The 23,660-nt window shown below is 34.7% G+C and carries 26 protein-coding genes and 1 tRNA gene; 20 read left to right on the forward strand and 7 right to left on the reverse strand.

What is annotated here, in order from left to right:
* Nucleotides 1-15 precede the first annotated feature (15 nt).
* The 11 genes from Q0972_RS03710 (at nt 16) to Q0972_RS03760 (ending at nt 11,918) form a co-directional block, all read left to right on the forward strand.
* Complete coding sequence (locus Q0972_RS03710; RefSeq protein ID WP_299362757.1) at nt 16-1,404, forward strand: reductive dehalogenase; 1,389 nt, start codon at nt 16-18, stop codon at nt 1,402-1,404.
* A 27-nt stretch (nt 1,405-1,431) separates the two neighbouring features.
* Nucleotides 1,432-1,728, forward strand: a complete 297-nt coding sequence (locus Q0972_RS03715) for a hypothetical protein (RefSeq protein ID WP_299362759.1) — start codon at nt 1,432-1,434, stop codon at nt 1,726-1,728.
* Between the two features lie 2 nt (nt 1,729-1,730).
* Nucleotides 1,731-2,969, forward strand: coding sequence for an FMN-binding protein (locus Q0972_RS03720; protein ID WP_299362761.1), 1,239 nt, complete (start codon nt 1,731-1,733; stop codon nt 2,967-2,969).
* Nucleotides 2,970-3,083: 114 nt separating this feature from the next.
* Nucleotides 3,084-4,919 (forward strand): 2-oxoacid:acceptor oxidoreductase subunit alpha, encoded by a 1,836-nt coding sequence (locus Q0972_RS03725; protein ID WP_299362763.1) that lies wholly within the window; start codon nt 3,084-3,086, stop codon nt 4,917-4,919.
* Nucleotides 4,909-5,877 (forward strand): 2-oxoacid:ferredoxin oxidoreductase subunit beta, encoded by a 969-nt coding sequence (locus Q0972_RS03730; protein WP_299362765.1) that lies wholly within the window; start codon nt 4,909-4,911, stop codon nt 5,875-5,877. Before Q0972_RS03725 ends, Q0972_RS03730 begins: the two co-directional genes overlap by 11 nt.
* 108 nt (nt 5,878-5,985) lie before the next feature.
* On the forward strand, nt 5,986-6,447 hold the full coding sequence (locus Q0972_RS03735; RefSeq protein ID WP_299362768.1) for a MarR family winged helix-turn-helix transcriptional regulator: 462 nt from the start codon (nt 5,986-5,988) through the stop codon (nt 6,445-6,447).
* Nucleotides 6,448-6,665: 218 nt separating this feature from the next.
* Entirely contained in the window at nt 6,666-7,271 is a 606-nt protein-coding gene (locus Q0972_RS03740) for a TetR/AcrR family transcriptional regulator (RefSeq protein ID WP_299362771.1), read from the forward strand.
* A gap of 75 nt (nt 7,272-7,346) precedes the next feature.
* Nucleotides 7,347-8,012, forward strand: a complete 666-nt coding sequence (locus Q0972_RS03745; RefSeq protein ID WP_299362773.1) for a M23 family metallopeptidase — start codon at nt 7,347-7,349, stop codon at nt 8,010-8,012.
* A gap of 330 nt (nt 8,013-8,342) precedes the next feature.
* On the forward strand, nt 8,343-9,179 hold the full coding sequence (locus Q0972_RS03750) for an AraC family transcriptional regulator (RefSeq protein ID WP_299362777.1): 837 nt from the start codon (nt 8,343-8,345) through the stop codon (nt 9,177-9,179).
* A gap of 127 nt (nt 9,180-9,306) precedes the next feature.
* Nucleotides 9,307-10,431: a DJ-1/PfpI family protein gene (locus Q0972_RS03755; protein WP_299362779.1), complete on the forward strand. Its 1,125-nt coding sequence runs from the start codon at nt 9,307-9,309 to the stop codon at nt 10,429-10,431.
* An 83-nt stretch (nt 10,432-10,514) separates the two neighbouring features.
* Nucleotides 10,515-11,918, forward strand: coding sequence for a S41 family peptidase (locus Q0972_RS03760; protein ID WP_299362782.1), 1,404 nt, complete (start codon nt 10,515-10,517; stop codon nt 11,916-11,918).
* Nucleotides 11,919-12,182: 264 nt separating this feature from the next.
* Here Q0972_RS03760 and Q0972_RS03765 read toward each other — a convergent pair.
* Nucleotides 12,183-12,256: transfer RNA gene (locus tag Q0972_RS03765), tRNA-Arg, on the reverse strand.
* A gap of 209 nt (nt 12,257-12,465) precedes the next feature.
* Here Q0972_RS03765 and Q0972_RS03770 point away from each other — a divergent pair.
* The 7 genes from Q0972_RS03770 to Q0972_RS03800 all read left to right on the forward strand — a co-directional run bounded on the left by Q0972_RS03770 (nt 12,466) and on the right by Q0972_RS03800 (nt 16,903).
* Nucleotides 12,466-13,101: a Crp/Fnr family transcriptional regulator gene (locus Q0972_RS03770; RefSeq protein WP_299362784.1), complete on the forward strand. Its 636-nt coding sequence runs from the start codon at nt 12,466-12,468 to the stop codon at nt 13,099-13,101.
* Nucleotides 13,102-13,157: 56 nt separating this feature from the next.
* Nucleotides 13,158-13,715, forward strand: a complete 558-nt coding sequence (locus tag Q0972_RS03775) for a YeeE/YedE thiosulfate transporter family protein (protein WP_299362787.1) — start codon at nt 13,158-13,160, stop codon at nt 13,713-13,715.
* Between the two features lies 1 nt (nt 13,716).
* Nucleotides 13,717-14,133, forward strand: coding sequence for a DUF6691 family protein (locus Q0972_RS03780; protein WP_299362789.1), 417 nt, complete (start codon nt 13,717-13,719; stop codon nt 14,131-14,133).
* On the forward strand, nt 14,134-14,937 hold the full coding sequence (locus Q0972_RS03785) for a sulfite exporter TauE/SafE family protein (protein ID WP_299362791.1): 804 nt from the start codon (nt 14,134-14,136) through the stop codon (nt 14,935-14,937).
* 67 nt (nt 14,938-15,004) lie between these two features.
* The gene (locus Q0972_RS03790) at nt 15,005-16,411 is read left to right on the forward strand and encodes an MBL fold metallo-hydrolase (RefSeq protein WP_299362794.1); all 1,407 of its coding nucleotides are present in this window, start codon (nt 15,005-15,007) and stop codon (nt 16,409-16,411) included.
* Nucleotides 16,412-16,421: 10 nt separating this feature from the next.
* Nucleotides 16,422-16,628, forward strand: coding sequence for a DUF2892 domain-containing protein (locus Q0972_RS03795; RefSeq protein WP_299362797.1), 207 nt, complete (start codon nt 16,422-16,424; stop codon nt 16,626-16,628).
* A gap of 5 nt (nt 16,629-16,633) precedes the next feature.
* Nucleotides 16,634-16,903 carry a heavy metal-associated domain-containing protein gene (locus Q0972_RS03800; protein ID WP_299362800.1) on the forward strand — a complete coding sequence of 90 codons (270 nt, stop codon included), beginning with the start codon at nt 16,634-16,636 and terminating at the stop codon, nt 16,901-16,903.
* A gap of 29 nt (nt 16,904-16,932) precedes the next feature.
* Here Q0972_RS03800 and Q0972_RS03805 read toward each other — a convergent pair whose 3' ends face one another.
* The 6 genes from Q0972_RS03805 to Q0972_RS03830 form a co-directional block, all read right to left on the reverse strand.
* Nucleotides 16,933-17,205, reverse strand: coding sequence for an ATP-dependent Clp protease adaptor ClpS (locus Q0972_RS03805; RefSeq protein ID WP_299362802.1), 273 nt, complete (start codon nt 17,203-17,205; stop codon nt 16,933-16,935).
* A gap of 39 nt (nt 17,206-17,244) precedes the next feature.
* Entirely contained in the window at nt 17,245-18,081 is an 837-nt protein-coding gene (gene prmA, locus Q0972_RS03810; RefSeq protein WP_299362805.1) for a 50S ribosomal protein L11 methyltransferase, read from the reverse strand.
* Entirely contained in the window at nt 18,081-18,830 is a 750-nt protein-coding gene (tpiA, locus tag Q0972_RS03815; RefSeq protein ID WP_299362809.1) for a triose-phosphate isomerase, read from the reverse strand. The genes prmA and tpiA overlap by 1 nt, the downstream gene beginning before the upstream one ends.
* An 83-nt stretch (nt 18,831-18,913) precedes the next feature.
* A complete protein-coding gene (locus tag Q0972_RS03820) occupies nt 18,914-19,990 on the reverse strand; it encodes an ABC transporter permease (RefSeq protein WP_299362812.1) in 1,077 nt (358 codons plus the stop codon).
* A 65-nt stretch (nt 19,991-20,055) separates the two neighbouring features.
* The gene (locus Q0972_RS03825; protein WP_299362814.1) at nt 20,056-21,150 is read right to left on the reverse strand and encodes a BT_3928 family protein; all 1,095 of its coding nucleotides are present in this window, start codon (nt 21,148-21,150) and stop codon (nt 20,056-20,058) included.
* Between the two features lie 82 nt (nt 21,151-21,232).
* Nucleotides 21,233-21,775 carry a DUF1599 domain-containing protein gene (locus Q0972_RS03830; RefSeq protein ID WP_299362817.1) on the reverse strand — a complete coding sequence of 181 codons (543 nt, stop codon included), beginning with the start codon at nt 21,773-21,775 and terminating at the stop codon, nt 21,233-21,235.
* Nucleotides 21,776-21,916: 141 nt separating this feature from the next.
* On the opposite strand from Q0972_RS03830, the gene folP reads away from it, so the two are divergent.
* Together folP and Q0972_RS03840 are read left to right on the forward strand one after the other, a co-directional pair.
* Entirely contained in the window at nt 21,917-22,747 is an 831-nt protein-coding gene (gene folP / locus Q0972_RS03835; RefSeq protein ID WP_299362820.1) for a dihydropteroate synthase, read from the forward strand.
* Nucleotides 22,748-22,901: 154 nt separating this feature from the next.
* Nucleotides 22,902-23,627: a hypothetical protein gene (locus tag Q0972_RS03840; RefSeq protein ID WP_299362823.1), complete on the forward strand. Its 726-nt coding sequence runs from the start codon at nt 22,902-22,904 to the stop codon at nt 23,625-23,627.
* Nucleotides 23,628-23,660 lie beyond the last annotated feature (33 nt).

Consider the following 23,660-nt stretch of genomic DNA (forward strand, 5'->3'; position numbering starts at 1 on the left):
TAACAATCAATAAAAATGAAAGAATCAGAAACCAATAAACAAAGTAAAAAAAGTACCAATGCTTTTAACAGAAGGGACTTCATAAAAATGGGAGCCGCCGTAACAGCAGTTGGTGCTGCTAGCGTAGCTGCTGCAAAGTCCAAGGCAATTGAAAAAATTGTAGAAGACAACAAAAATGCAAACATTAATATTAAAAGCGTAGATGACGTTTTTGAATTTGACGAAAACTATAAACCATTTAATCAAAAGGATAACATCTTTATGGCAACGATTACTGGTAGGCTACCAGAGTTGCAAAAAAAAATGATGGGATTTCATGGACCTGGAGATATTGACCCAGACACACCTGGTATGGGAAGGCTTGATTATGCTTTAAAAGAAGGTGCTTATGCTGGTGTAGAGTATATGGCACCAGGTACACCTGCGAGTATACCCAATACTGGGGTAAACTCTTGGAAACAAAAAACAAAAGAAGACAAACATCATCCTTTTGACTATCAGTATTTATTTGAAGACCAGTATAAGTTTGAAAACAAAAACGAATCAACTAACGCTATAAAGAAAGCAGCAAAGTTATATGGTGCAGATTTAGTTGGTATCGCCAGACGAGACCCACGTTTTGATTATGGTAAATTCATTGACCCATTACATAAAAAAGAGTTTGGATGGGAAGAATTTCCTTTTGAACCTAAAAGTGTTATTGTAATGGCATTCGAAATGGACTACGAAGCTTATTCTACAGCACCTACTTATGTTTCTGAAGGTGGAACAGGTGACGCATATTCAAGAATCACCAAAACTACCCATCAATTGGCAGTCTTTTTAAGAATATTAGGTTACAAGGCTGTAGCCTCCTGTAATGATACTGGACTTAACGTTCCTTATGCTATTTCGGCTGGTCTCGGCGAGGGCTCAAGGATGGGACTACTAATAACTCCGAAATATGGACCGAGAATTCGCATTGGGAAAGTATACACTGAATTCGACTTCTGTAATTACGACAACCCTATTGAGTTTGGCGTGACCCAGTTTTGCGAAAAGTGTAAAAAATGCGCAGATGCTTGTCCAGCGAATGCAATTTCAAGGGATGAAAAACGCTCTTTTTATCCAACTCATGGCAATAAAAACAAATTCTTTAATAATGCAGGTGTTAAGAAATGGTACTTAGACGCTGAGAAATGTTTCGGTTACTGGATGCAAATAAACGCTGGATGTGGCGCATGTATTTCTGCCTGTCCTTATAATAAACCTGATTTTTGGCACCATAGATTAGTCGATAGACTAACGGCCGCAACACCAGGTCCAATGCATGACGTTATGCGTGAGATGGATGATATTTTTGGCTATGGTAACACTCATGATGGGGAAGCCGTAGAAAAATTCTGGGCTAATAAAGACGAATAAAACTATTGTTAACATAAATCTTATAACATGGATATTTTTAAAGGTGTTGAAATTATGTTCTTTTGGCTTGGAGTTCTTTCGACCCTGGCCGTAGTCATTATGGTACACTTACATAAAGTGTATGGTCTTAATTGGAAAACTTGGATTACATCTGGGTTTGGGGCTTTCTTTTTCGTTTTCTGTGTGGCATGGTCCGTTAGTTCAGTTCTCGAGGGAGAACCACAGGCAGCAGCCTTAGGTTTAGTATTCTTTGGTTCTCCTGCAATTGTACTTTTTTTAATTACACGCAGAATGATTTTAAAAAAATCAAATAAAAATTCTTAATCATGTGCCCAGTAAACTGTAAAGGTTGTGATATAGCAGCTCAAAGTAAAAGGGACATAGCCAAAAAAAAGGAAGATAGGCTAAAGTCATTTTTACTATGGTTTGGAGTATTGACACTTTTTGGAGCTTACATTTATGGTAAAGTAGCCCATCAAATAGATTATGAACATTTTTTTGAAAAGAATCTGCAAACATCATCAGTTACCGAGTTACGAGATAACGTATTTGACCTCAGCATGTCAGACACTCTAAAACTGAAAATTCAAACAGCAAAAAATCAAGGTTATGGAGGCCCATTAGAGGTTGGTGTTGTAATAAATAGGGATTCTACTATTTTAGATGTTATTGTTGTTGAGGAGAAGGAAACCCGTTCTTTCTTAAACAAATTGGTACAACAAGACTTTTTCGAGCAATATAAAGGAAAGTCTGTTTTGTCATCGTTTGTAATTAATGCTGATGTGGACGCTATTTCTGGAGCAACTGTTTCTTCCATTGGGTTCAATAGCGCCATAAAGGACGCAGCTCACGACTATGCCAAACACACTTACAACATTAGTGGATTAGCAGAAATACCAGAATTTAATTTTGGCACAAGCGAAGCGGCAGTACTTGGGCTGATGATTTGGTCTATTGCACTCTACTATAAAAGAATTAAATGGTTGCAATATGCGATGCATCTATTTTCACTCGTGCTAATTGGGTTTTACCTAAACTTATCCCTATCCATAACCAATTTTGGTAGTGTCTTACAGGGTTACTTTCCTCAAATCCATGATTACTTAGTTTGGTACATTTTGGTAATTGGTGTACTACTCGTGGCAATCGTTTTTGGAAAAAATATTTATTGCTACCGCATTTGTCCTTTTTATGCAATACAGTGGTTGGCTAATAAAATATCTGGTATTAACCTCAAGCTTCATTCCAAGCAAGGTAAAATTGCCAAGTATATCACTGGTGTTCTTCTATGGCTCTCCCTCTTAGTTGGATTTTTAACGGCAACTCCATCAAGTGGCTCTTTTGAACCTTTTGCAACAGCATTTTCTTTTGATGGAGAAGGTATTCAATGGTTCATATTTCCTGCTATTTTTTTCTCAGCATTTTTTATTAAGGACGTATTTTGTAGATACTACTGCCCTGTAGGTAGTTTTCTAAAGTTTTTAATAATCCGAATTAGGAAACCCATCATAAATCAATTTAAACTATGGAGAAACGAAAGAAAAGGAAGACAAGTCATTTCCTAGCTGGTGGTATTTACTTCTTGATTTTATTTTTTATTCTTATCTTTTTGTATGAATCAATCAAACAATTATGATTTTAAAAGTTTATAAAATGTCAGCATAAACGATATATAAGAAATGAAAAACGTCCTTGAACATATTGTTATTTTATTTTCTGGAGATTCCGGAGACGGAATTCAATTAACTGGTAGTCAATTCTCGGGCACGTCGGCAAAAATGGGCAACGATATTGCTACATTTCCAGATTATCCGTCAGAGATTAGAGCACCTTCGGGAACAACATTTGGCGTCTCAGGATTTCAAGTGCACATTGGAGCTAAACAAATATACACACCTGGAGACCGCCCAGATGTTCTAGTCGCAATGAATCCCGCTGCATTAAAAGTGAAGCTACCTTTACTAAAAAAAGGTGCTACAATTATAATTGACGATGATGCCTTTAATCGTTCGGGATTTAAAAAGGCAGGCTATAACATTGAAACTTTAAATGATTTAAAGGAATTACAAAATTTTAAACTCATTCATGCACCAATCACCTCTCAGACCCAAAAAGCATTAAGTCAGATTAATTTGGATAATAAATCTAAAAGGCGGTGTAAAAACTTTTATGCATTGGGGCTTTGCTACTTCATGTTCTCACGAAATCAAGACACAACAAAAACCTGGATAAAAGAAAAGTTTAAAGGTAATAAGGCATTGATTGAAGCTAATATCAAGGCCTTAGAAGCAGGTTACCATTATGCTGAGACCATCGAAACATCTACATCTGTTTACCATATCCCAGAAGCACCTTTAAAAAAAGGTATTTACAGACAGATTAATGGCAATTTAGGAATTGCATGGGGATTAATGCAAGCAGCCGAAGCATCGGGCTTAGATTTATTTTTGGGGTCATATCCTATAACACCTGCTACCGAAATTTTACAAGAGTTATCAAAACGCGGTGATTTTGGTGTTAAGACATTTCAAGCAGAAGATGAGATTGCTGCAATCTGCGCTTCAATTGGAGCCTCATTCTCTGGTGCTCTTGCAGCTACAACGACATCTGGGCCAGGTCTCGCTTTAAAGTCCGAAGCTTTAAATCTGGCGGTTATGCTCGAACTTCCAATAGTTGTGGTCAATGTACAACGCGGCGGACCTTCAACAGGTTTACCTACAAAGACTGAGCAAGCAGACCTCTTACAAACCCTCTACGGGAGAAATGGGGAATCACCACTTATTGTTGTTGCAGCTTCTGGGGCGGGAGACACTTTTGACATGGCATTCCATGCAGCAAGACTCAGTCTTGAACATATGACTCCTGTTGTTTTATTGAGTGATGGCTATATCGCCAATAGTTCCGAACCATGGCGCATCCCTGACTTTAAAGAAAATTACAATCATATTAATACTAACTTGGTTGAAACCCCATATAAGGCTTACAAACCATATGCTAGAAATAAACAAATGGTCAGACCTTGGGCTATACCCGGAATGCCCTTTATGCAACATCGAATTGGAGGACTAGAAAAAGATTATAATACTGGTGAAGTAAGCTATGTGCCAGAAAACCATGAAAAGATGGTTGAAGCAAGAGCAAAAAAACTTGATTTAGTTACGTCGAATATCCCTAAGCAAACATTAGAAGGTAAAGGACAAGGAAAATTGCTTATTATATCTTGGGGCAGTACTTATGGAGCAATAAAAACTGCCGTAAACTATCTACAAGAAGAAGGCCACGAGATAACTCTAGCTCATCTAAAGTATCTTAATCCTTTTCCAAGTAACCTTAGTGATATAGTCGAACGTTTTGAAAGAATTCTCATTCCTGAACTAAACAAAGGCCAATTACTCAAGGTTATTAATGCAAAGTATCATTGTAATGCAAAAAGTTACAGTAAGATTCAAGGGCTACCTTTTACTATTACAGAACTTATTAACGTTTTTAAGAGTGAACTAGAACATGAAAAATAACAATTGTAAAGCAAAAGATTATGATTCTGATGAAGTTATCAGATGGTGTCCTGGTTGTGGAGATTATGCAATACTAAGTTCAGTAAAAAAGGTATTGGCTGATTTAGGAAAGAAAAAAGAGGAAGTTGTATTTATTTCTGGAATTGGATGCTCTTCTCGCTTCCCTTATTATATTGACACCTATGGTATGCATTCGATACATGGCAGGGCTGTAGCTATAGCTACTGGAGTTAAAATCCAAAACCCAAAACTTAGTGTTTGGGCTATAACGGGTGATGGTGATGGACTTGCCATTGGAGGAAATCATTTTATTCATGCTATTAGAAGGAATATCAATATCAACATATTGATATTTAATAATGAAATTTATGGATTAACCAAAGGTCAATATTCGCCTACTTCAAAGCTGGGACTCAACACTTCTACCAGTCCAAATGGAACCTTGGAAAAGCCTTTCAATCCAGCTATTCTTGCCTTAGGCGCTGGCGCAACCTTTTTTGCACGCTCTACAGCCTCTGAACCAAAACATTTGTATGAAGTTTTAAAAAGAGCTGAATCTCACTGTGGTACATCTGTCGTAGAGATTTACCAAAATTGCGTGATTTTTAACGATGGGGCCTTTGAAGATTTTCTAGGTAAAGAAAACAAGGAAAATAATACTATTTCATTAAAAAATGGTAAACCAATGGTTTTTGGAAAAGAGTTTAATCAAACATTACAGATTGTCAATAATAATATTATAGTAGGAAATAAAATTGAAGATGCAATTATTCATGATGAAAAAAACCTAAGCCAATCCCTCTTGCTAGCTACACTTGATGAAGTAAAACCATTGGGTGTTATTAGATGTATTGACGATACAGAGTATGCGACTAGCATATCAAATTCAATAGAAAACAAAACTCAGAAGACTACCAGTGAGCTTTTATATTCTGGGGCAACATGGAGAATTAACTAGAACAGGTAAAGGACTCACAAGTCATTCAGTACAGTAATGAACTAAATTGTATATTTGACTAATAAACACTTTATCATAAGTTCACTTAGAGTCATTAAAGATTAAATTATGAACGTATCAACTAAAAAGATTAAAAATGAATTACCGTTGGAAATTGAATTAGGAAGGACTGTTAGTCGTTTCCATTGGACGCTACAGAATAAAAGTAATAGATTGTTAAAACCGCTTGGCATAACTACAGAGCACATGCGTTTGCTCACTCTCATTTCATACAATGAAGGGTGTGACCAACGTTTTTTGGTAGAAGAAACCTTAAAGGCCAAAAGTGGAATTACAGCATTACTTGATACTATGAGTAAGGCTGGCCTTTTAGCTAGAGTTCCTAGCCAAAAAGATGGAAGAACCAATCTGATATATTTAACTGCAAAAGGCAAAGAACTTCAAGAAAAATCAATTAAGGTTCTAATTGAAGCAGGTGAGTCAATAATAGGTGATGAAGATAGAGATGTTTTAAAAAAAGCAATTGAACAAATACAACTATTCACTGAAAGAATGCTCAAAAGTCTTTAAAGCTTTCTATATGTTGCACAGTTTTCACTCATTTATATCATTGAATTACTCTAGTTCACTAAAATAGTGTCATTAATAGCATTATCGATTACATAATTAGTAAGCAAAACATCCCTGACTATTTGAATACATATATTTCATTTACACATGTGAGGTCTAAAGTCTTTTTAATTTCTACTTATAGCGATATATAATTATTGGCATCAAACAAAACCCATATGACGAGTTTTAGGGAAAAAGCAATTTTGGAAGCTGCAAAGTCTGTTTTTATGGAGAAGGGATATTCTGGGGCACGAATGCAAAAAATAGCCGATAAAGCAAATATTAATAAATCTATGCTTCATTATTACTTTAGAAGTAAAGAGCAGTTATTTGGAGATATTATCGAAGATATGACACTAAATATAGTAGCAAAATACTCTTGCATTATAGATTCTGAGATAACCGTTATAGAGAAGTTCGATAAAATAATAGATGAGTATACAGATTTGATGGTTCAAAACCCATATGCACCTCTTTTTCTACTAAACGAAATATCCCAAAACAACTCAAAGCATATAAATACAATGAAAGCAGCTATAAGTAACAGCAGAAGTTCTAATAAATTTTTAAAACAGATTTTAAAAGAGCAAAAACTGGGATTAATCAAATCAACCCCCTCAAATCAAGTTATATTTACAGTTTTATCACTTTTGGTTTTCCCATTTATAGCCAACTCATTTGTTAAAAACATCTTAGAAATAGAAGACGAATCCTACACCCAAATAATACTTGAACGTAAAGCACTAATCAAAACAGTACTGAGACAGTTTTTGATGACTTAATCTTAGTAAAACTGATAGATAGAATATCCTAAACCGCTGCGAACAACAAAGGGCAAATTAACAAACCCACTGAAGATGAATATTGAAATCAGAATTAAAACAAAAACGACCTCCAACAGAGGCTATAATTCATTGTATCCAACTATAGGAAAGATTTTAATGATACTTACTTTATTTACAATTATGATAAGTTGTAAATCGGAAAAAGAGAAGAGTCTTAATGTTACTGTTTCAGGTGATTTGCACGAGCAGAGAATTGATACGATTAAAATGACTAATGGATTTGATTTTCCGGTAGGAAAACCAGATGCTAAAAAGTATTACAATGCCCAAAAGTTTGGTGTTAATGCACACTTAGGAGATGATTGGAATGGAATTGGAGGAGGAAATACCGATTTAGGAGATCCCATTTATTCCATAGGAAATGGATATGTTTCTTATGCCAAGAACATCTATGGGGGTTGGGGAAATGTAATTAGAATTGTTCATTACATAAATAAAGACAATAAGGTGGAATCCCTTTACGCTCACTGCAATGAGATATTTGTTAAAAAAGGGGACTACGTCGAAAAAGGACAAAAAATAGGAACAATTGGAAATAATGATGGGTTGTATTTAGCTCACTTACATTTTGAGTTGAGAAGTAAAGTCGGAATGCCAATTGGAGGAGGATATTCATCAAATACAGAAGGGTATTTAGATCCAACAAAATTTATTAAGAACAATAGAACAAAAAAATAACCGCTTACATAGAAGTAAAACTACCGACCTAATTTAGACTTAAACACAAACAGTATTAATTCGATACAGCTAGAATCTAAATAAATCCAGAATCACAAACAAATCATTAAAACTAGTTTTTTTTAATTTTGCCATGTGAAAATAGAATATATCCTTACTCTCTTAATTTGTGGCCTTGGTGTTTTTCATGGATTTTTTCTTGGGATTTATCTTTTAATGAAAAATAATTCCAAGTTATTGTCCAATAAAATCCTAGCAATTTTATTGCTTTTTTTTGGACTTCGGATTAGCAAATCAATATTTCTTTATTTTACTACCGATCTCGATTTTATGCTTATAAGCCTAGGATTGACGTTGATTCTTATTCTAGGCCCTCTGTTTTATTTCTATGTAAAGAGTTATTTAATAAAAGACTTCAAGATTAAAAGGACAATGTTCCTTCACGGCATACCATTTTTAGCATTTTTGACTTTAAATAGTCTCTCGCTCTTACCAAGAGAATTCTATGTTTTGTTCGGTATTTATGCCATATACCTGCACTTCTTTGCATATATCCTTGCTTCAATTATTTGGAAGAACAATCACTTAAAAACGAATGATGACGTTTCTGTCATAAAAAGAAAGTGGCTGCACTACATTCATATAGGTATCCTTCTTATTTGGGCTTCGTACTTTGTTTTTCTTTTAGGCGAATATATCCCTTATATCATTGGGCCACTTACCTACTCTATTACTATTTACTTTTTAAGTTTGTGGGCAATAACCAATAAGGTTTTACTAGAGGATGAAAAAAAATACCAAACATCTAACCTAGATAGTGAAAGATCTAGTGAAATATTCAAAAATCTTGAAAACTATTTTATAAAAGAAAAAGTCTATCTAAATCCTAACTTAAAATTACAGATGGTTGCTTCAAAACTAAAAGTAACCACACATTCCCTTTCCCAATCCGTTAATGAAAATTGCAAGCAAAATTTTCAGCAGTATCTAAATTCATATAGAATCAAAGAAGCGAAACAAAAATTATCAGCCTTAGATCATAAAAAAGTTACCATATCATCGATTGCTTATGATTGTGGTTTCAATAGTATTTCTGCTTTTAATACCGCATTTAAAAAAATAGCCAACCAAACACCTTCACAGTTTAGAGATTCTGTAAACAACTAATACTTTTACACTAAACAATTGGTACTCAACTATTCTGTTTTATAATATAATATTACTCAATTATAATTCAGATAGATTTTGATACTTCATATCATTTTATTTGCAACATAAAATCAAATAAATTATTATGAAGAAAATACTATTTCTAATTGTTTTCATTCTTCCACTATCTAATGCGGCACAATCTAATAAAGAGCAAAAAAAAGTCTTAATGGTAGTAAGTAGCTATGGAAAAGATATGGGTGAAACAAGACCTGGTTATGAATTTGATGAATTTTCACAAGCCTATATAATTTTTAAAAACAATAACCTTGCAATATCTATTGCAAGTCCTAAAGGCGGAAAGCCAGAACCTGATAAATTCAACAAGGAAAAATTATACAACAAAATACTTTTGGAAGATAAGGAAGCTCTAAAACTTTTAGAAAACACCATAGCAACAGCAAACATAGAACCTGATGAATATGACGCAATTTACATAGTTGGTGGAAAAGGAGCCATGTTCGATTTACCTTACGACGCCTCCCTTCAAGATATAATATTGAATTTGTATAAGAGAGAAGATACAGTCATAGCTTCGGTATGTCATGGTCCTGCGGCTTTTGCAAATGTCAAAGATGGTGAAAGTTTTATTCTCAAAGATATTGAAATCACAGGCTTTTGTAATGTTGAAGAAAACCTATTCGGAAAAAAGTGGGTAAATGAATTTCCATTTAAGCTCGAAGATCAACTCATTTCTAGAGGTGCAGTTTTTAAGCAAGCCGATTTTATGCTGTCTAATGTGGTTGTCTCTGGGCAATTTGTTACAGGTCAAAACCCTTATTCAACAACAAAATCTGCTGAAGCTGTGGTAACACATCTTGGGTTCACTCCCTTAAAAAGAGAACTATATAATGATGAGAAAAGTGTTTACTTTATTCAGAAGATCTTAGATAATAGAAAAACCACCGAATGGGCTGAAAAAGAATTGCAAAACAATAAAACAAGCTATGATATTCCACTAATTGCGACGTATGGGTATTATAAAATTCTAGCTTCAAAAGAGAATAACGAAGAATTATTAAAAGGAATTAAATTGATAGAGCTCACCTCTCCGCACTTTTTTCATGAAAAACTACAAATATTACTGGCGCAAACCTATATCCAAATTGATAAAACCGAAAAAGCAAAAAGCATTTTGAAAGATCTTATTGGTAAGAATATGCTAAAAGAAGAGGCAGAAAAACTTCTCAAAGACATCAAGACAAAATAAGCTTTGAATACTACCCAAACAGTAATCGCAAATAGAAAAAACCTGCATTTATCAATCTAAGACAATTAAAAACTAAAACAATTATGAAAGTTAAACGTACGATGAAGAATATATTACTACATATTTCATTTCTTATGATAATTACTGTTATAGTCGGATGCAGTAGTGGCATAGAATCATGGATAGATGATGATGTAGATGAAAAGTTCATTAACCAAACTTTTAGCAAGAAAGCATTAGCAGAAGACCTGGACTACCTACAAGAACAGATGCCTGCCATACATCCCGTTTTTGAAAAAAAAACTGATCAAAAAGAAATTAAATCTCAGTTTGAATCTTTTCGTGACCAAATTAAAAACGGCATGAATCGCAAGGATTTCTTTCGTTTAATTGGCAAGATTAATCCATACTTCAAAGATGGGCATAGTTTTATTTTCCCACTCCTTGCAGAAGGTACATACGCTGAAAATAATGGGCAGCATCTATTCCGTTTTGGTGTTTCAGTTAATGGTCAATCCTTATATATTAATAGAACTTACACGCATAAAACTAACGGTAAAATCATAAAAAAAGGCACAAAAATTTTGTCTATCAATGATATACAAACCGGTTCTATACTTAATGAACTCTCAGAATACGGTCATGGTGAAACAGCCAATTTGAGAATGCATATGAGTACACTTTTATTTCGTTATTGGTTATGTGCAGTATACGACTGGAAAGGTGAGTTTTTACTTTCCTTAGAATATAAAGGAGAACAAAACAATATAGTAATCTCTAATCCAAATAATTGGGAGAGTAAACAAGATAAGCTAGGCGATAATTGGTTAGAAGTATTACCAAATCAAATCGCTTACTTAAGACTGGGAACCTTTGATGTGGACGAGGATAGCAGTTATGAAGACTTTATAAGAGAATCGTTTGCCGAGATTCGAAGAAAAAAGCTATCCAAGTTAGTTATTGATGTAAGAGGTAATACAGGAGGACAATCTGATGCTGGTGCAGAAGTAATTAAATATCTGACTGATAAGAGTCTTAACCAGGCATCTTCTGCAATTGAAAAACTCAATAAAGAGAATAATGGATTATTTGGATATAAAGGTGAACCTGGCGAAATAATCAATTTGGATGTTATAGAAGATGAACTTATCGAGCCTGTTGAAATATCTAAAAGATTTAAGGGTGAAACTATAGTCCTCATAGACGAAATGACCTACTCCGCCGGAATTGTTTTCGCTACGACTATTCAAGATCATAAACTCGCAAAATTGGTAGGACAACCCACTGGTGGACATGCTAATCAAACGGGTAATATGACACCTTTCTATCTTCCTAATACAAGATTACTTGTACTAGCTCCTAGTCTTTATATTACAAGACCTTCAGGCGATCGTAGTAATAGAGCCCTTCAACCAGATGTAGTTGTAGATAAGGATGTAGATGCTTCAACAGACAGAACCTTAGAATTGAGCCTTGATTTATTCTAAGTTGATTAGTTTTCATTAGGTGATACTCCAAAACATTCAGAAAATGAAAACCCAAACCCTGATCCACTAATAATTCATGACTAGTGATTTATTTGGATCTCGACAGGATTTTCTTCAAACATCCTGAATAAACTCCCTTACGCAAATACAAAACCCAAAAGCATACGCTTTGTCTTTTGCCATTTTCTAAAGTCTCAAAATTGAAATTTTGATCTTTTTGAAAATAACAAAACCTGCAATAATTTGCAGGTTTTGTGCTTGATGTGACCTCGACAGGATTCAAACCTGTAACCTTCTGAGCCGTAATCAGATGCGCTATTCAGTTGCGCCACGAGGCCTTATTATTTAGGATTTTGGCGATTGTCCTTATCAATCAGCGCTATTCATCCCGATAGCTATCGGGAGCGCCACGAGGCCGTTTTTTACCCCTATGGACTTGCCCGCCTTTAGAACACTAGGTGTTCTAAAGGCGGGTGCAAATATAAGACATTTATTAAAAAACAACCAAACTATTTATTTCAAAATTCTATTTGATTATTTTTGAATTATGGTCGACAAAGAACTCCTTCAGCCTTTCAATTATCAATTTGATTCTGAAATCCTAAGCAGTATTGCTGATGCGGCATTTCTTAAGGTTTTTAGAAAAAACGATATCATCATAGATATTGGGCAAGCCCTCAATTTTATTCCGCTTTTAATAAGTGGTAATATAAAGGTACTTCGAGAAGATGATCACGGTAACGAACTTTTGCTATACGTTTTAGAATCCGGGGATACATGTGCGATGTCATTAACATGCTGTATGGCAAAGTCCGCTAGCAAAATAAGAGCAGTTGCAGATGAAAATGTTACTGTAGTGATGATTCCTATTGATAAAATGCAACTTTGGTTTCAGAATAACGAAAGTTGGCAAAATTTTATATTACAAAGTTATCAAATCCGTTTTGACGAAATGCTAGAAACCATAGATACCCTTGCTTTTATGAAAATGGATGAACGTTTGTATAAATATCTTACCGACCAAGTAAAACTATCAGCTTCAACCACTTTAGAGATAACGCATCAGGATATTGCCGAAGATTTAAATACGTCAAGGGTCGTTATTTCACGATTATTAAAACAATTAGAAAAAGACCAAAAAATTATATTAGGACGAAATAAAATAGAAGTGCTAGATTTTTAGGTAACTTTAGTGACACATACTCTATTTGTTTATTATATTTTTGCTAAAAAATAACTATGTCGTTTTTATCACAACCGTGGCCATGGTACATTGCTGGCCCAAGCATAGCTGTTGTTATGTTTTTACTTCTATACTTTGGCAAAACTTTCGGAATGTCTTCTAACCTTAGGACGCTTTGCGCTATTGGTGGTGCAGGAAAACGTGTTAAGTTTTTTAAAATGGACTGGCGTGATTACCAATGGAACCTCATTGTTGTTCTAGGTGCGATTTTGGGCGGCTTTATTGCCCATACATTTCTAAAGAGTCCGGAAGCCATTGCATTAAGCGAACAAACCATGAAAGACCTCAGCAGCTTAGGATTTACAAATGCTGGAGACACGCTTTTACCAAAAGAACTATTTGACTGGGAAAATGTATTTACCATAAAAGGCTTTTCAATTTTGATTATTGGGGGATTTTTGGTCGGTTTTGGAACCCGCTATGCTGGTGGTTGTACTTCTGGGCATGCCATTACAGGGCTAAGTAGTTTGCAATTACCATCGTTAGTTGCAGTAGTTGGTTTCTTTTTAGGTGGTCTAATTATGATACATTTTATTTATCCAATATTGTTTTAAAATGGGAAAATATATAAAATTCTTTCTTGTAGGTATATTCTTCGGAATTGTATTGGTAAAATCTGAAGCCGTATCATGGTACCGCATTTTCGAAATGTTCAAATTTCAATCCTTCCATATGTATGGCATTATTGGTTCGGCTGTAGCAACTGGCGTGCTTTTGTTATTACTTTCAAAACGCATACAACTAAAAACCATCGAAGGTAGGTTTTTAAGAGTGCCATTAAAAGATCGAGGTTTTAGACGTTATATTATTGGCGGTAGTATTTTTGGGCTAGGTTGGGCACTTTGTGGTGCATGCCCAGGCCCTATGTATATTTTAGTTGGTACTGGGGTTTTTTCTATGTTTATAGTCATTATTGCCGCCCTCGTAGGCACATATATCTATGGCGTATTAAAAGATAAACTACCTCATTAAATGGAACTAGGTGAAATCTTAGGTTATTCTGGAGCACTAATCGTCGGTTTGGTTTTGGGCCTTATTGGCGGTGGCGGATCTATACTCACAGTGCCTATTTTCGTTTACTTTATCGGGCTAAACCCTATTTTGGCTACCGCATATTCTCTCTTTGTCGTCGGAGTCACCTCAATAATTGGTGCGTTTCAAAATTTTAAAAAAGGGCTAGTAGATGTAAAAACTGCTGTCATTTTTGCCGTTCCTGCATTTATTGCAGTGTATCTTACAAGACGCTATTTGGTACAAATGATTCCAGATGTTGTATTTAGTATCGGAAATTTTGATGTTACCAACAACATCTTTATCATGGTGCTATTTGCCATAATAATGCTAATGGCCAGTTTTTCGATGATTAGAAATAACCGCGATGCACTTGAAAAAACAGAAAGCGAAACACAAGAATTCAATTATCCCTTAATCGCTATTGAAGGTTTAGTAGTAGGTGTTTTAACAGGCATTGTTGGTGCTGGTGGTGGCTTTCTCATTATCCCCGCTTTAGTTTTACTAGCCAAATTGCCCATGAAAAAAGCCGTCGGTACGTCGCTACTGATTATTGCCGTGAAATCATTGATCGGATTTCTTGGTGATCTGTCTAACTTAAAGATAGACTGGCCATTTCTTATAGTCTTCACTAGTATTTCTATTGTAGGTATCATTCTTGGTGTCTATTTGTCTAAGTTTATCAGTGGCAAAAAACTGAAAAAAGGTTTTGGCTATTTCACCTTAATAATGGCTGCTTATATTATATATAAAGAACTGTTTTAACAGTCTTTGTGATAAAAGTCACATATCAAAAATTGAACTTTCGTAAATTTGTAAAAATATTTGAACTATGAAAATCGAACAATTATACACAGGATGTTTGGCACAAGGTGCCTACTACATAGAATCTGAAGGAGAAGTTGCTATCATAGACCCTTTACGTGAAACGCAACAATATATTGATAGAGCCAAAGCTAATAATGCAACAATAAAATACATTTTAGAGACGCATTTTCATGCAGATTTTGTTTCTGGCCATGTTGATTTAGCAAAGAAAACTGGTGCTACTATAGTTTTTGGGCCAGGAGCATCTACAGAATATGACATTCACTCAGCAACGGATGGTGAAGAATTAAAGTTGGGAAAACTTACTATTAAAGTTTTACACACGCCAGGTCATACTCTAGAATCTGTAACGTATCTGCTCATAGACGAAAATGGTAAGGACCATGCTATTTTTTCTGGTGACACTTTATTTTTAGGAGATGTTGGTAGACCAGACCTTGCTATTAAATCTGACCTAACTAAAGAAGATTTGGCAGGCATGTTATTTGATTCTCTCCGTACTAAGATTATGCCGCTCGCAGATGATGTTATTGTCTATCCTGCCCATGGTGCTGGATCGGCATGTGGAAAAAACCTCAGCAAAGAAACTGTTGGAATTTTAGGTGAACAAAAACAAACCAATTATGCCCTACGAGCAGATATGACCAAAGATGAGTTTGTGAAGGAAGTACTAGACGGTATTGCACCACCACCACAATATTTTGCAAAAAATGCCATGATGAATAAGATGGGTTATGACACATTTGATTCTATCTTAAAAACTGGAGATACTCCTTTAAATCCAGAAGAATTTGAAGCCTTGGCTAATCATGAATCTGCACTAGTTTTAGACGTAAGATCGCAGTCAGAATATGTCAAAAGCCATATTCCAAATTCTATTTTTATTGGATTAAATGGGCAATTTGCACCTTGGGTTGGTGCCTTAATCACCGACTTAAAACAACCTATTGTTTTGGTGGTTCCCGAAGGTAAATCTGCAGAAGCCGTCACACGATTGTCTCGTGTGGGTTACGACAATACTTTGGGTTATCTCGAAGGTGGTATTGAAGCTTGGAAAGATGCAGGAAAAGACATTGATACTTTAGAATCTATTTCAGCAGAAGAATTTGCCAGTAGAGCAAAATCTTCAGATGTTAATGTTTTAGATGTTAGAAAAGATGGTGAATATAAAAGTATGCATCTCGAACAAGCGCAGCATCTATCTTTGGATTATATCAACGAAAAAATGAACGAAGTCTCTAATGACAAAACTTATTACATACACTGTGCCGGAGGGTATAGATCGGTTATTGCAGCGTCTATACTAAAAGCTAGAGGATTTAATAATTTAATAGATATTGCTGGAGGATTTGGAGCAATTAAAAAAACAGATTTACCAACTACTGATTTCGTTTGCCCATCAACATTATAAATCATCGGTTATGAAAAAAAATATGAGTAATTTAGATAAGGGGATACGCATACTCATTGCAATAGGCGTAGCCTTATTGTATTATTTTAATATCATTGAAGGCACCTTAGTATATGTCTTAATGGCTATTGCTATTATATTTCTAATTACGAGTCTAATCAATTTCTGTCCACTTTACAGAATTTTCGGTATTAGTACCTGTAAAACAAAAATCTAAAAAATATGGAAACAACGCTTCAGATACAGAACCTTAAATGTAGTGGATGTGCTAATACCATTATTATTCAATTATCCAAACTCAATGGAGTATCAGACGTTACGGTAAATAATGATACCGACGAAGTTAGTTTTAATTATACTTCGGAAAATGAGCTTAAAACCGTAGAAAAGAAATTATCCGATCTAGGATATCCAATGCTTGGTGAAGCTAATCCCTTACCCAAAAAAGCCAAGTCATTTGTGAGTTGTGCGATAGGAAGAATGACAAAATAAAAAAATCCCACAAAAAGTGGGATTTTCTTTTATACTATTTCAGCACTAAGCCCAGCCTGAAGAAGCTTAGAGCATCTTGGTTTTAAATCTTCGTAGGGCCCTGTTTTTACAGTGCACTTTCCTTTGTAATGAACTATAATAGAGCACTGCTCTGCCTGTTCGGGTGTATGATCACAAGCATAAATCAATGTATCTATAACATGGTCAAACGTGTTAACATCATCATTAAACAAAACAATTTCATTTTGTTTTAAGACGTCTTCCTCTAGAAGCAATTCTTCGGATAGTTTTTCTTTTGTCATAGCAGTACAGGATTTTGAGGGTTTATCATTTAGACTCTACTAATTTATAAATTTTAACGAAACCCACTCGCCTCTTTGTATAATTTCGTCCAACTTTAACAGGAATGCATTGCATTTCTCTTCAATAAGCGTAATATCTGCTTTATAAAACCCACTTAAAAATAACACCCCTTTTGCATTTAGGCATTTAGCATAATGTGGAATGTCTTCTAACAATATATTTCTATTAATATTGGCAATAATAATATCATATTTTCTATTTTCTATCTGCTTAACATCTCCTTCATAAACTGAAATATACTTGCAATCATTCCGCTCCACATTTTCTAAACTATTAATATAGCACCAATGATCAATATCGATAGCATCTAACCGATTAGCCCCAACTTTCTCTGCCAGAATAGCTAACACACCTGTGCCACAGCCCATATCCAAAACCGATTTATCCTTAAAGTCATTTTTAAGAATATGTTGAATCATCATATGTGTTGTTTCATGATGACCTGTACCAAAGCTCATCTTTGGCTCTATAACTAAATCGTACTTAGTATTCGGCTTTTCGTGAAACGGTGCACGAACGGTTACCAAATCATCGACTATAATAGGTTTAAAATTCTTTTCCCATTCCGCATTCCAGTTGGTTTGCTCTATTTCATTGAATTCATAAGTAATTATAAATTCATCCGAATTTAGAACATGAATGTCTTCTAGAATAAAGGCATTCCAATCATCTTTTTGAATATAAGCGGTTAGACCTTCCTCGTTTTCTACAAAACTCTCAAAACCGGCACAACCCAATTCAGCAATAAGAATTTCAGTTGCTGGCTGTAGCGGTTCTACTTTAAAATCATAGCCTATGTAAATTGGGCTAGACATTAAAAGGCATTGACAATTGCAAAGAAATCTTCGGCTTTGAGAGAAGCCCCACCTATTAAACCACCATCTACATCTGGCTTTGAGAATATCTCTTTTGCATTACTTGGCTTTACACTACCTCCATAAAGGATAGAAATCGAATCAGCCACATCATTACCGTATTTTTCTGCTATGGTTTTTCTAATAAACGCGTGCATCGTTTGTGCCTGATCTGGTGTTGCTGTTTCTCCAGTGCCAATCGCCCAAACAGGTTCATAAGCCAATACGATATGTTTAAATGCATCGGTACTTAAATGAAATAATGCATTTTTTAATTGGCTTTCAACAATGATTTCTTCATTGCCTGATTTTCTATCGGACAATTCTTCACCAAAACAAAAAATTACTCGCATGCCATTTGCCAAAGCAGCATCTACTTTCTTAGCTAGAGATTCATCGGTTTCATTAAAATAGGCACGGCGTTCACTATGCCCAAGGATTACGGTTTGTATGCCTATACTCTTTAACATCCCAGCACTGATCTCTCCTGTATAAGCTCCATTTTCTGCAAAGTGCATGTTCTGAGCAATAACTTCTATCCCACTTTGCTTTGCAGATTGAAAGGCATGCCATAGATTAGTGAATGTTGGAGCAATCATTACTTCAGCATCAGAAGTCTTTTCTTGCTTTTTTAATTCTACAATTAATGTTTCGGTCTGAATTAAACCATTATTCATTTTCCAGTTTCCAGCGACGATATGTTTTCTCATTGTGGTATGTTTTGAGTTCCTAATTAAGTATACAAAAATAAGACTTTAATGGAGAAAGGAGACCTGTTAGCCTAAGGTAATTGTTAAGTCAATTTTACGCGTGGATCTAACCATGCATAGATGACATCAACCAGAATATTGATAGTGATAAATACAATGGCTATAACCAATACAGCTCCCATAATTACTGGCAAATCCAAAGTATTTAATGCATTAACAATTTCTTTTCCCAAACCGTTCCAGCCGAAAATATATTCTACAAAGACCGCACCAGCCAACATCGATGCAAACCAACCAGAAATAGCTGTAACAACAGGGTTTAACGCATTTTTTACTGCGTGGTTTTTTACAACCTGAAACTCACTCAACCCCTTTGCACGTGCAGTTCTTATATAATCTTGGGCCATCACTTCCAACAAAGAATTTCGCATCAATTGAATAACAACGGCTAATGGTCTTATGCCCAAAACAATAGCGGGAAGTATTAAATTTTTCCATTTAATGGTCATTTTCTCGCCAAAATCATCAAGTTCATAGAGACTTCCTGTCATCTCTAAATTGGTATACTTGTGAAGCACAAACCCAAACAGCCAAGCAAACAAAATAGCACTAAAAAAAGAAGGTACGCTCATACCCAGCGTACTTAATACCTGAATAGCCTTGTCTAACCAAGTATCCTTATATAATGCTGAAATTATTCCGAAAATAACACCAAGTATTATGGCAATAGTAATAGCCGACACTGCTAAAACAAATGTATTAGGAATGGTTTCACCTATAACCTCTGTTACTTTTTTGCCTTGTTTGGTAAAAGACTCCCTTAAATAAGGGGTTTTAATAACTGTTGTTGTATTTCCTACTGTGAATAACTTAGCAGCGTTGTATTTATTTGGACTTAAGTATGTGTAATCTTCTGTATGATTTGAATGAAAAGAAATCGGTGACAAATCATTGAGATAATATAAATACTGGGTTCCTAGAGATTTATCAAAACCATACTTTTTCTTAACGGCTTCGACTTGTTCTGCAGTTTGATTCTGACCCAACATCATTTTAGCAGGATCGCCTGGGAGTATTGTAAATAAAAAGAAGATGACCGTAACAACACCTAATAAGGTGATAAAGGCATAAAATAGTTTATTTATTAAATATTGAATCAAAATGTTCTACTGGTGATAAATCCAAATTCCATCATACTAACTACTTACTGCTACTGAAAACTGAGCTAGAGTTCAATATCTTCAATATCGTTCCAATGTGCTTTATTAACTACAGTTCCTTTTTCCAAAAGTACTATACCAGGATTAGCACGTACGATGGTTTTAATCACCTTTTCGTCACACAAATAAAAGTCAAAATTCAACGAATAATCTTGTTTTACCTTTTGCTTGGCATCATTACCTGAAGACGTTAAACCAATAACGGTATATCCTTTTGAGATAGCCTCATCAGTTAAACCCCTCAATTTTGCAACACCATCAGATTCGGATGTGGCAATGTTATACATAGCTACAATCATCAACTTTTCTTTTTCTAAAAAGTAGGTAGTTAATTCTTCATCTTCAGATTCAATTGAAAAATCTTGTATGGGAGGTATATAACCTTCATCAATGGTCTTGGTTTCAACTCCAACATATTCACCTTCTACTGAAGGATAACTGCCGTTGGTAACAAACTCTTTTTCCTCACCATTTACCTTAAAGGTCCAAGTATACTCCAAAATAGGTTTGGGAGCACCTTCTGGAATTCTCATTTGCTCTTGAATATTTTTACCTATGGCATAGGCTCTAAAATCTATAGATGGCAAATGCATCAGCACATGATAGCCAAACCAAAGTGAAATTATAAAACTCAATAAAGCAATAATAGTTGTTGGCAATTTTGAAAAAATAGGGTTAATATGCTTAAGTCCATAAACCAATACTAATATAAAGACCAGAAGAATAATATCCTTAGCAAAACTTTCCCATGGTGTTAATTTTAAGGCATCTCCAAAACAACCGCAATCCTTAACCTTATCGAAATACGCAGAATAAAATGTTAAGAAAGTGAAGAACACGATCATTGCCAATAAACTATAAACCGTAAATTTTGGAAGATAGCCTATTAATAAAAAGACACCTAAAACGACTTCAAAAACGACAACAAAAACAGAAATCAGCAAGGCATAAGGAATCAAAAATTCCATATTTAAAACATCTGCACCAAAATATTCCTGTAACTTATATGAAAAGCCAAGAGGATCATTAAGCTTGATAAACCCAGAAATAATGAATAAGACTCCAACAAAAATTCTACTTATTTGTACTAAATACTTCATATTCTCTGTCATTCCCGCATAGGCAGGAATCTATTTTTTAGTTATAATTCTATTAGAATTCCTACTTTCGCAGGAATGATAATTACTTCGATTCACCTAAATGAATCATAGCAAATACGGCATAATTAATCATATCCTGATAATTGGCATCGATGCCTTCACTCACAATAGTCTTCCCTGCATTGTCTTCAATCTGTTTAACACGAAGCAATTTTTGCAAGATTAAATCCGTTAGGGAACTCACACGCATATCACGCCATGCCTCACCATAATCATGATTCTTATCCAGCATTAATTGCTTTGTCAAAGCTATTTTTTCATCATAGAGTTGGGTAGCCTCTTCGGTATGTAAATCAGGTTGCTCCACAACTCCTTTTTCCAACTGGATCAAAGCCATTACACAATAGTTGATGATGCCTATAAATTCGCTTACTTCACCTTCATCCACTTTACGTATGGCATTTTGTTGTAAGCTTCTAATGCGCTGCGCTTTTATAAAAATCTGATCCGTCAATGATGGTAAACGTAAAATCCTCCAAGCACTACCATAATCGCTCATTTTATTTACAAAGAGTGCTCTACATTTGCCAACTACGGCATCGTATTGTATTGAAGTATCCTGCATTTAAAACTATTATATTTTGCGTAAATTTCGCTTAAATAGTTTAAAGTTCAAAGTTCCGTATTCAATGTTTTGCTATACGTTTAAAATTCTGGAAATATGTTAATAACTTTGAATCCTAAATATTGAATCTTAAACAGTACCATGACTATAAATTGCAAAGGTCAATTGATTGATTTGTCCTTACCCAAAGTAATGGGTATTCTCAATGTTACACCAGATTCCTTCCATGATGGTGGACAATACAAAGATGAATCTTCCATTTTAAAACAGGTGGAAATGATGCTCACTGAAGGTGCTACTTTTATTGATATCGGTGGCTATAGTTCACGTCCTGGTGCCGATTTTGTAACTGAAGATGAAGAGCTAAATCGCGTTATACCTGTGATAGAACTTGTTTTAAAGTATTTTCCAGAAACACTAGTTTCTGTAGATACCTTTAGAAGTAATGTCGCCAAAAAAAGTATTAAAGCTGGTGCAGCTTTAATCAATGATATCTCCGCTGGCCATCTCGATGAAGATATGACGTCAACCATAGGAAAATTGGGTGTACCTTATATTATGATGCACATGCGCGGCAACCCAAAAACCATGCAGCAGCAAACTGATTACGATGATTTAATTAAAAACATTAACTCCTATTTTGCGGAGCACATTGCCAAAGCACAGACAGAAAAAATTAATGATCTAATTATTGATCCTGGATTTGGTTTTGCCAAAACCTTAGAACAAAACTATGAGTTACTCAACAAGATGCAATTGCTTCAAATAGCAGACAAGCCTATTTTGGTGGGAGTATCCCGAAAATCCATGATCTACAAAACCTTGAACACCACTTCTGAAAATGCCTTAAATGGCACAACGGCCTTACACATGGTAGCTTTAGAGAAAGGAGCAAACATATTGCGAGTTCACGATGTTAAAGAAGCTATGGAGTGTGTTATTTTACACAATCAGCTTAAGCTTAGGAAATAGTTATTTTTAAAACCATTACTTTGAGTGATAATTTTCAAAGTAATTTGAAGATTTTTTTATCGAGAAGAAGGTTTTTTTGAAATAAAATTCTATTCTAAATACATTTTTTTAATATTTACTATACAAATGAAACTCAAATCAAAAAATACTCAAATTGACGAATTTTAGAATATACCATCACCTCATTTACAAACTTGGCTTAATTTTAATTTTAGGTATTCTGGCATCAGGCTGCAGTAACGAACGCGTATTACAACTCCCGGAAATTGAAAATGCAGACGTCACTGAAGTTTTGGATGTGTCACCCGCCTATATTTTTTATGATGAAACCCAACCCGACTCTACCTTTTTCAACAGAAAAAACCTCATCGGCACAACGAATTGGTTGGTTAATGTCGATAAACGTTTAACCTTACGGCAAGCCATTCCGCACATACAATATTTGCAAAACAAAAGACGAAAAGCCTCAATGCATAAAAATGAGAATGCTAAAAATTACTTTACCTGTAATGACAAGAGTATTGGTAATTTGGGATTTATTGAGTTTACGGATGTGGATTATATAACAAACATGAAATCCTATAAAAATGATAATCCCATAAATGACATAAAGATGGTTTATATTCATTTTTTTGATAACGATGTTTTTGCAACAGATGAGTTTTTTGAAAACAAACATTTAAAAAATGAGGCACTAGAAATGGAACGGCATTTTAACTTTAAATATTTTTCTCCTTACAGAAACTCGAACAAAAAAATTTCAATTAGATTGTCATTTGATAAACGCATGAGCTTTCAGAAGTATTTAACGATCAAACAAAGTTTAATGTATTTCATAAATAGAAAGTCTGTGATAAACAACGAAGAATTCATTTATTAACATAAATTCTTAAATTAGCAAAAAGCACTAACC

The organism is Winogradskyella sp., assembly GCF_028282165.1.
Taxonomy (GTDB): Bacteria; Bacteroidota; Bacteroidia; order Flavobacteriales; family Flavobacteriaceae; genus Winogradskyella.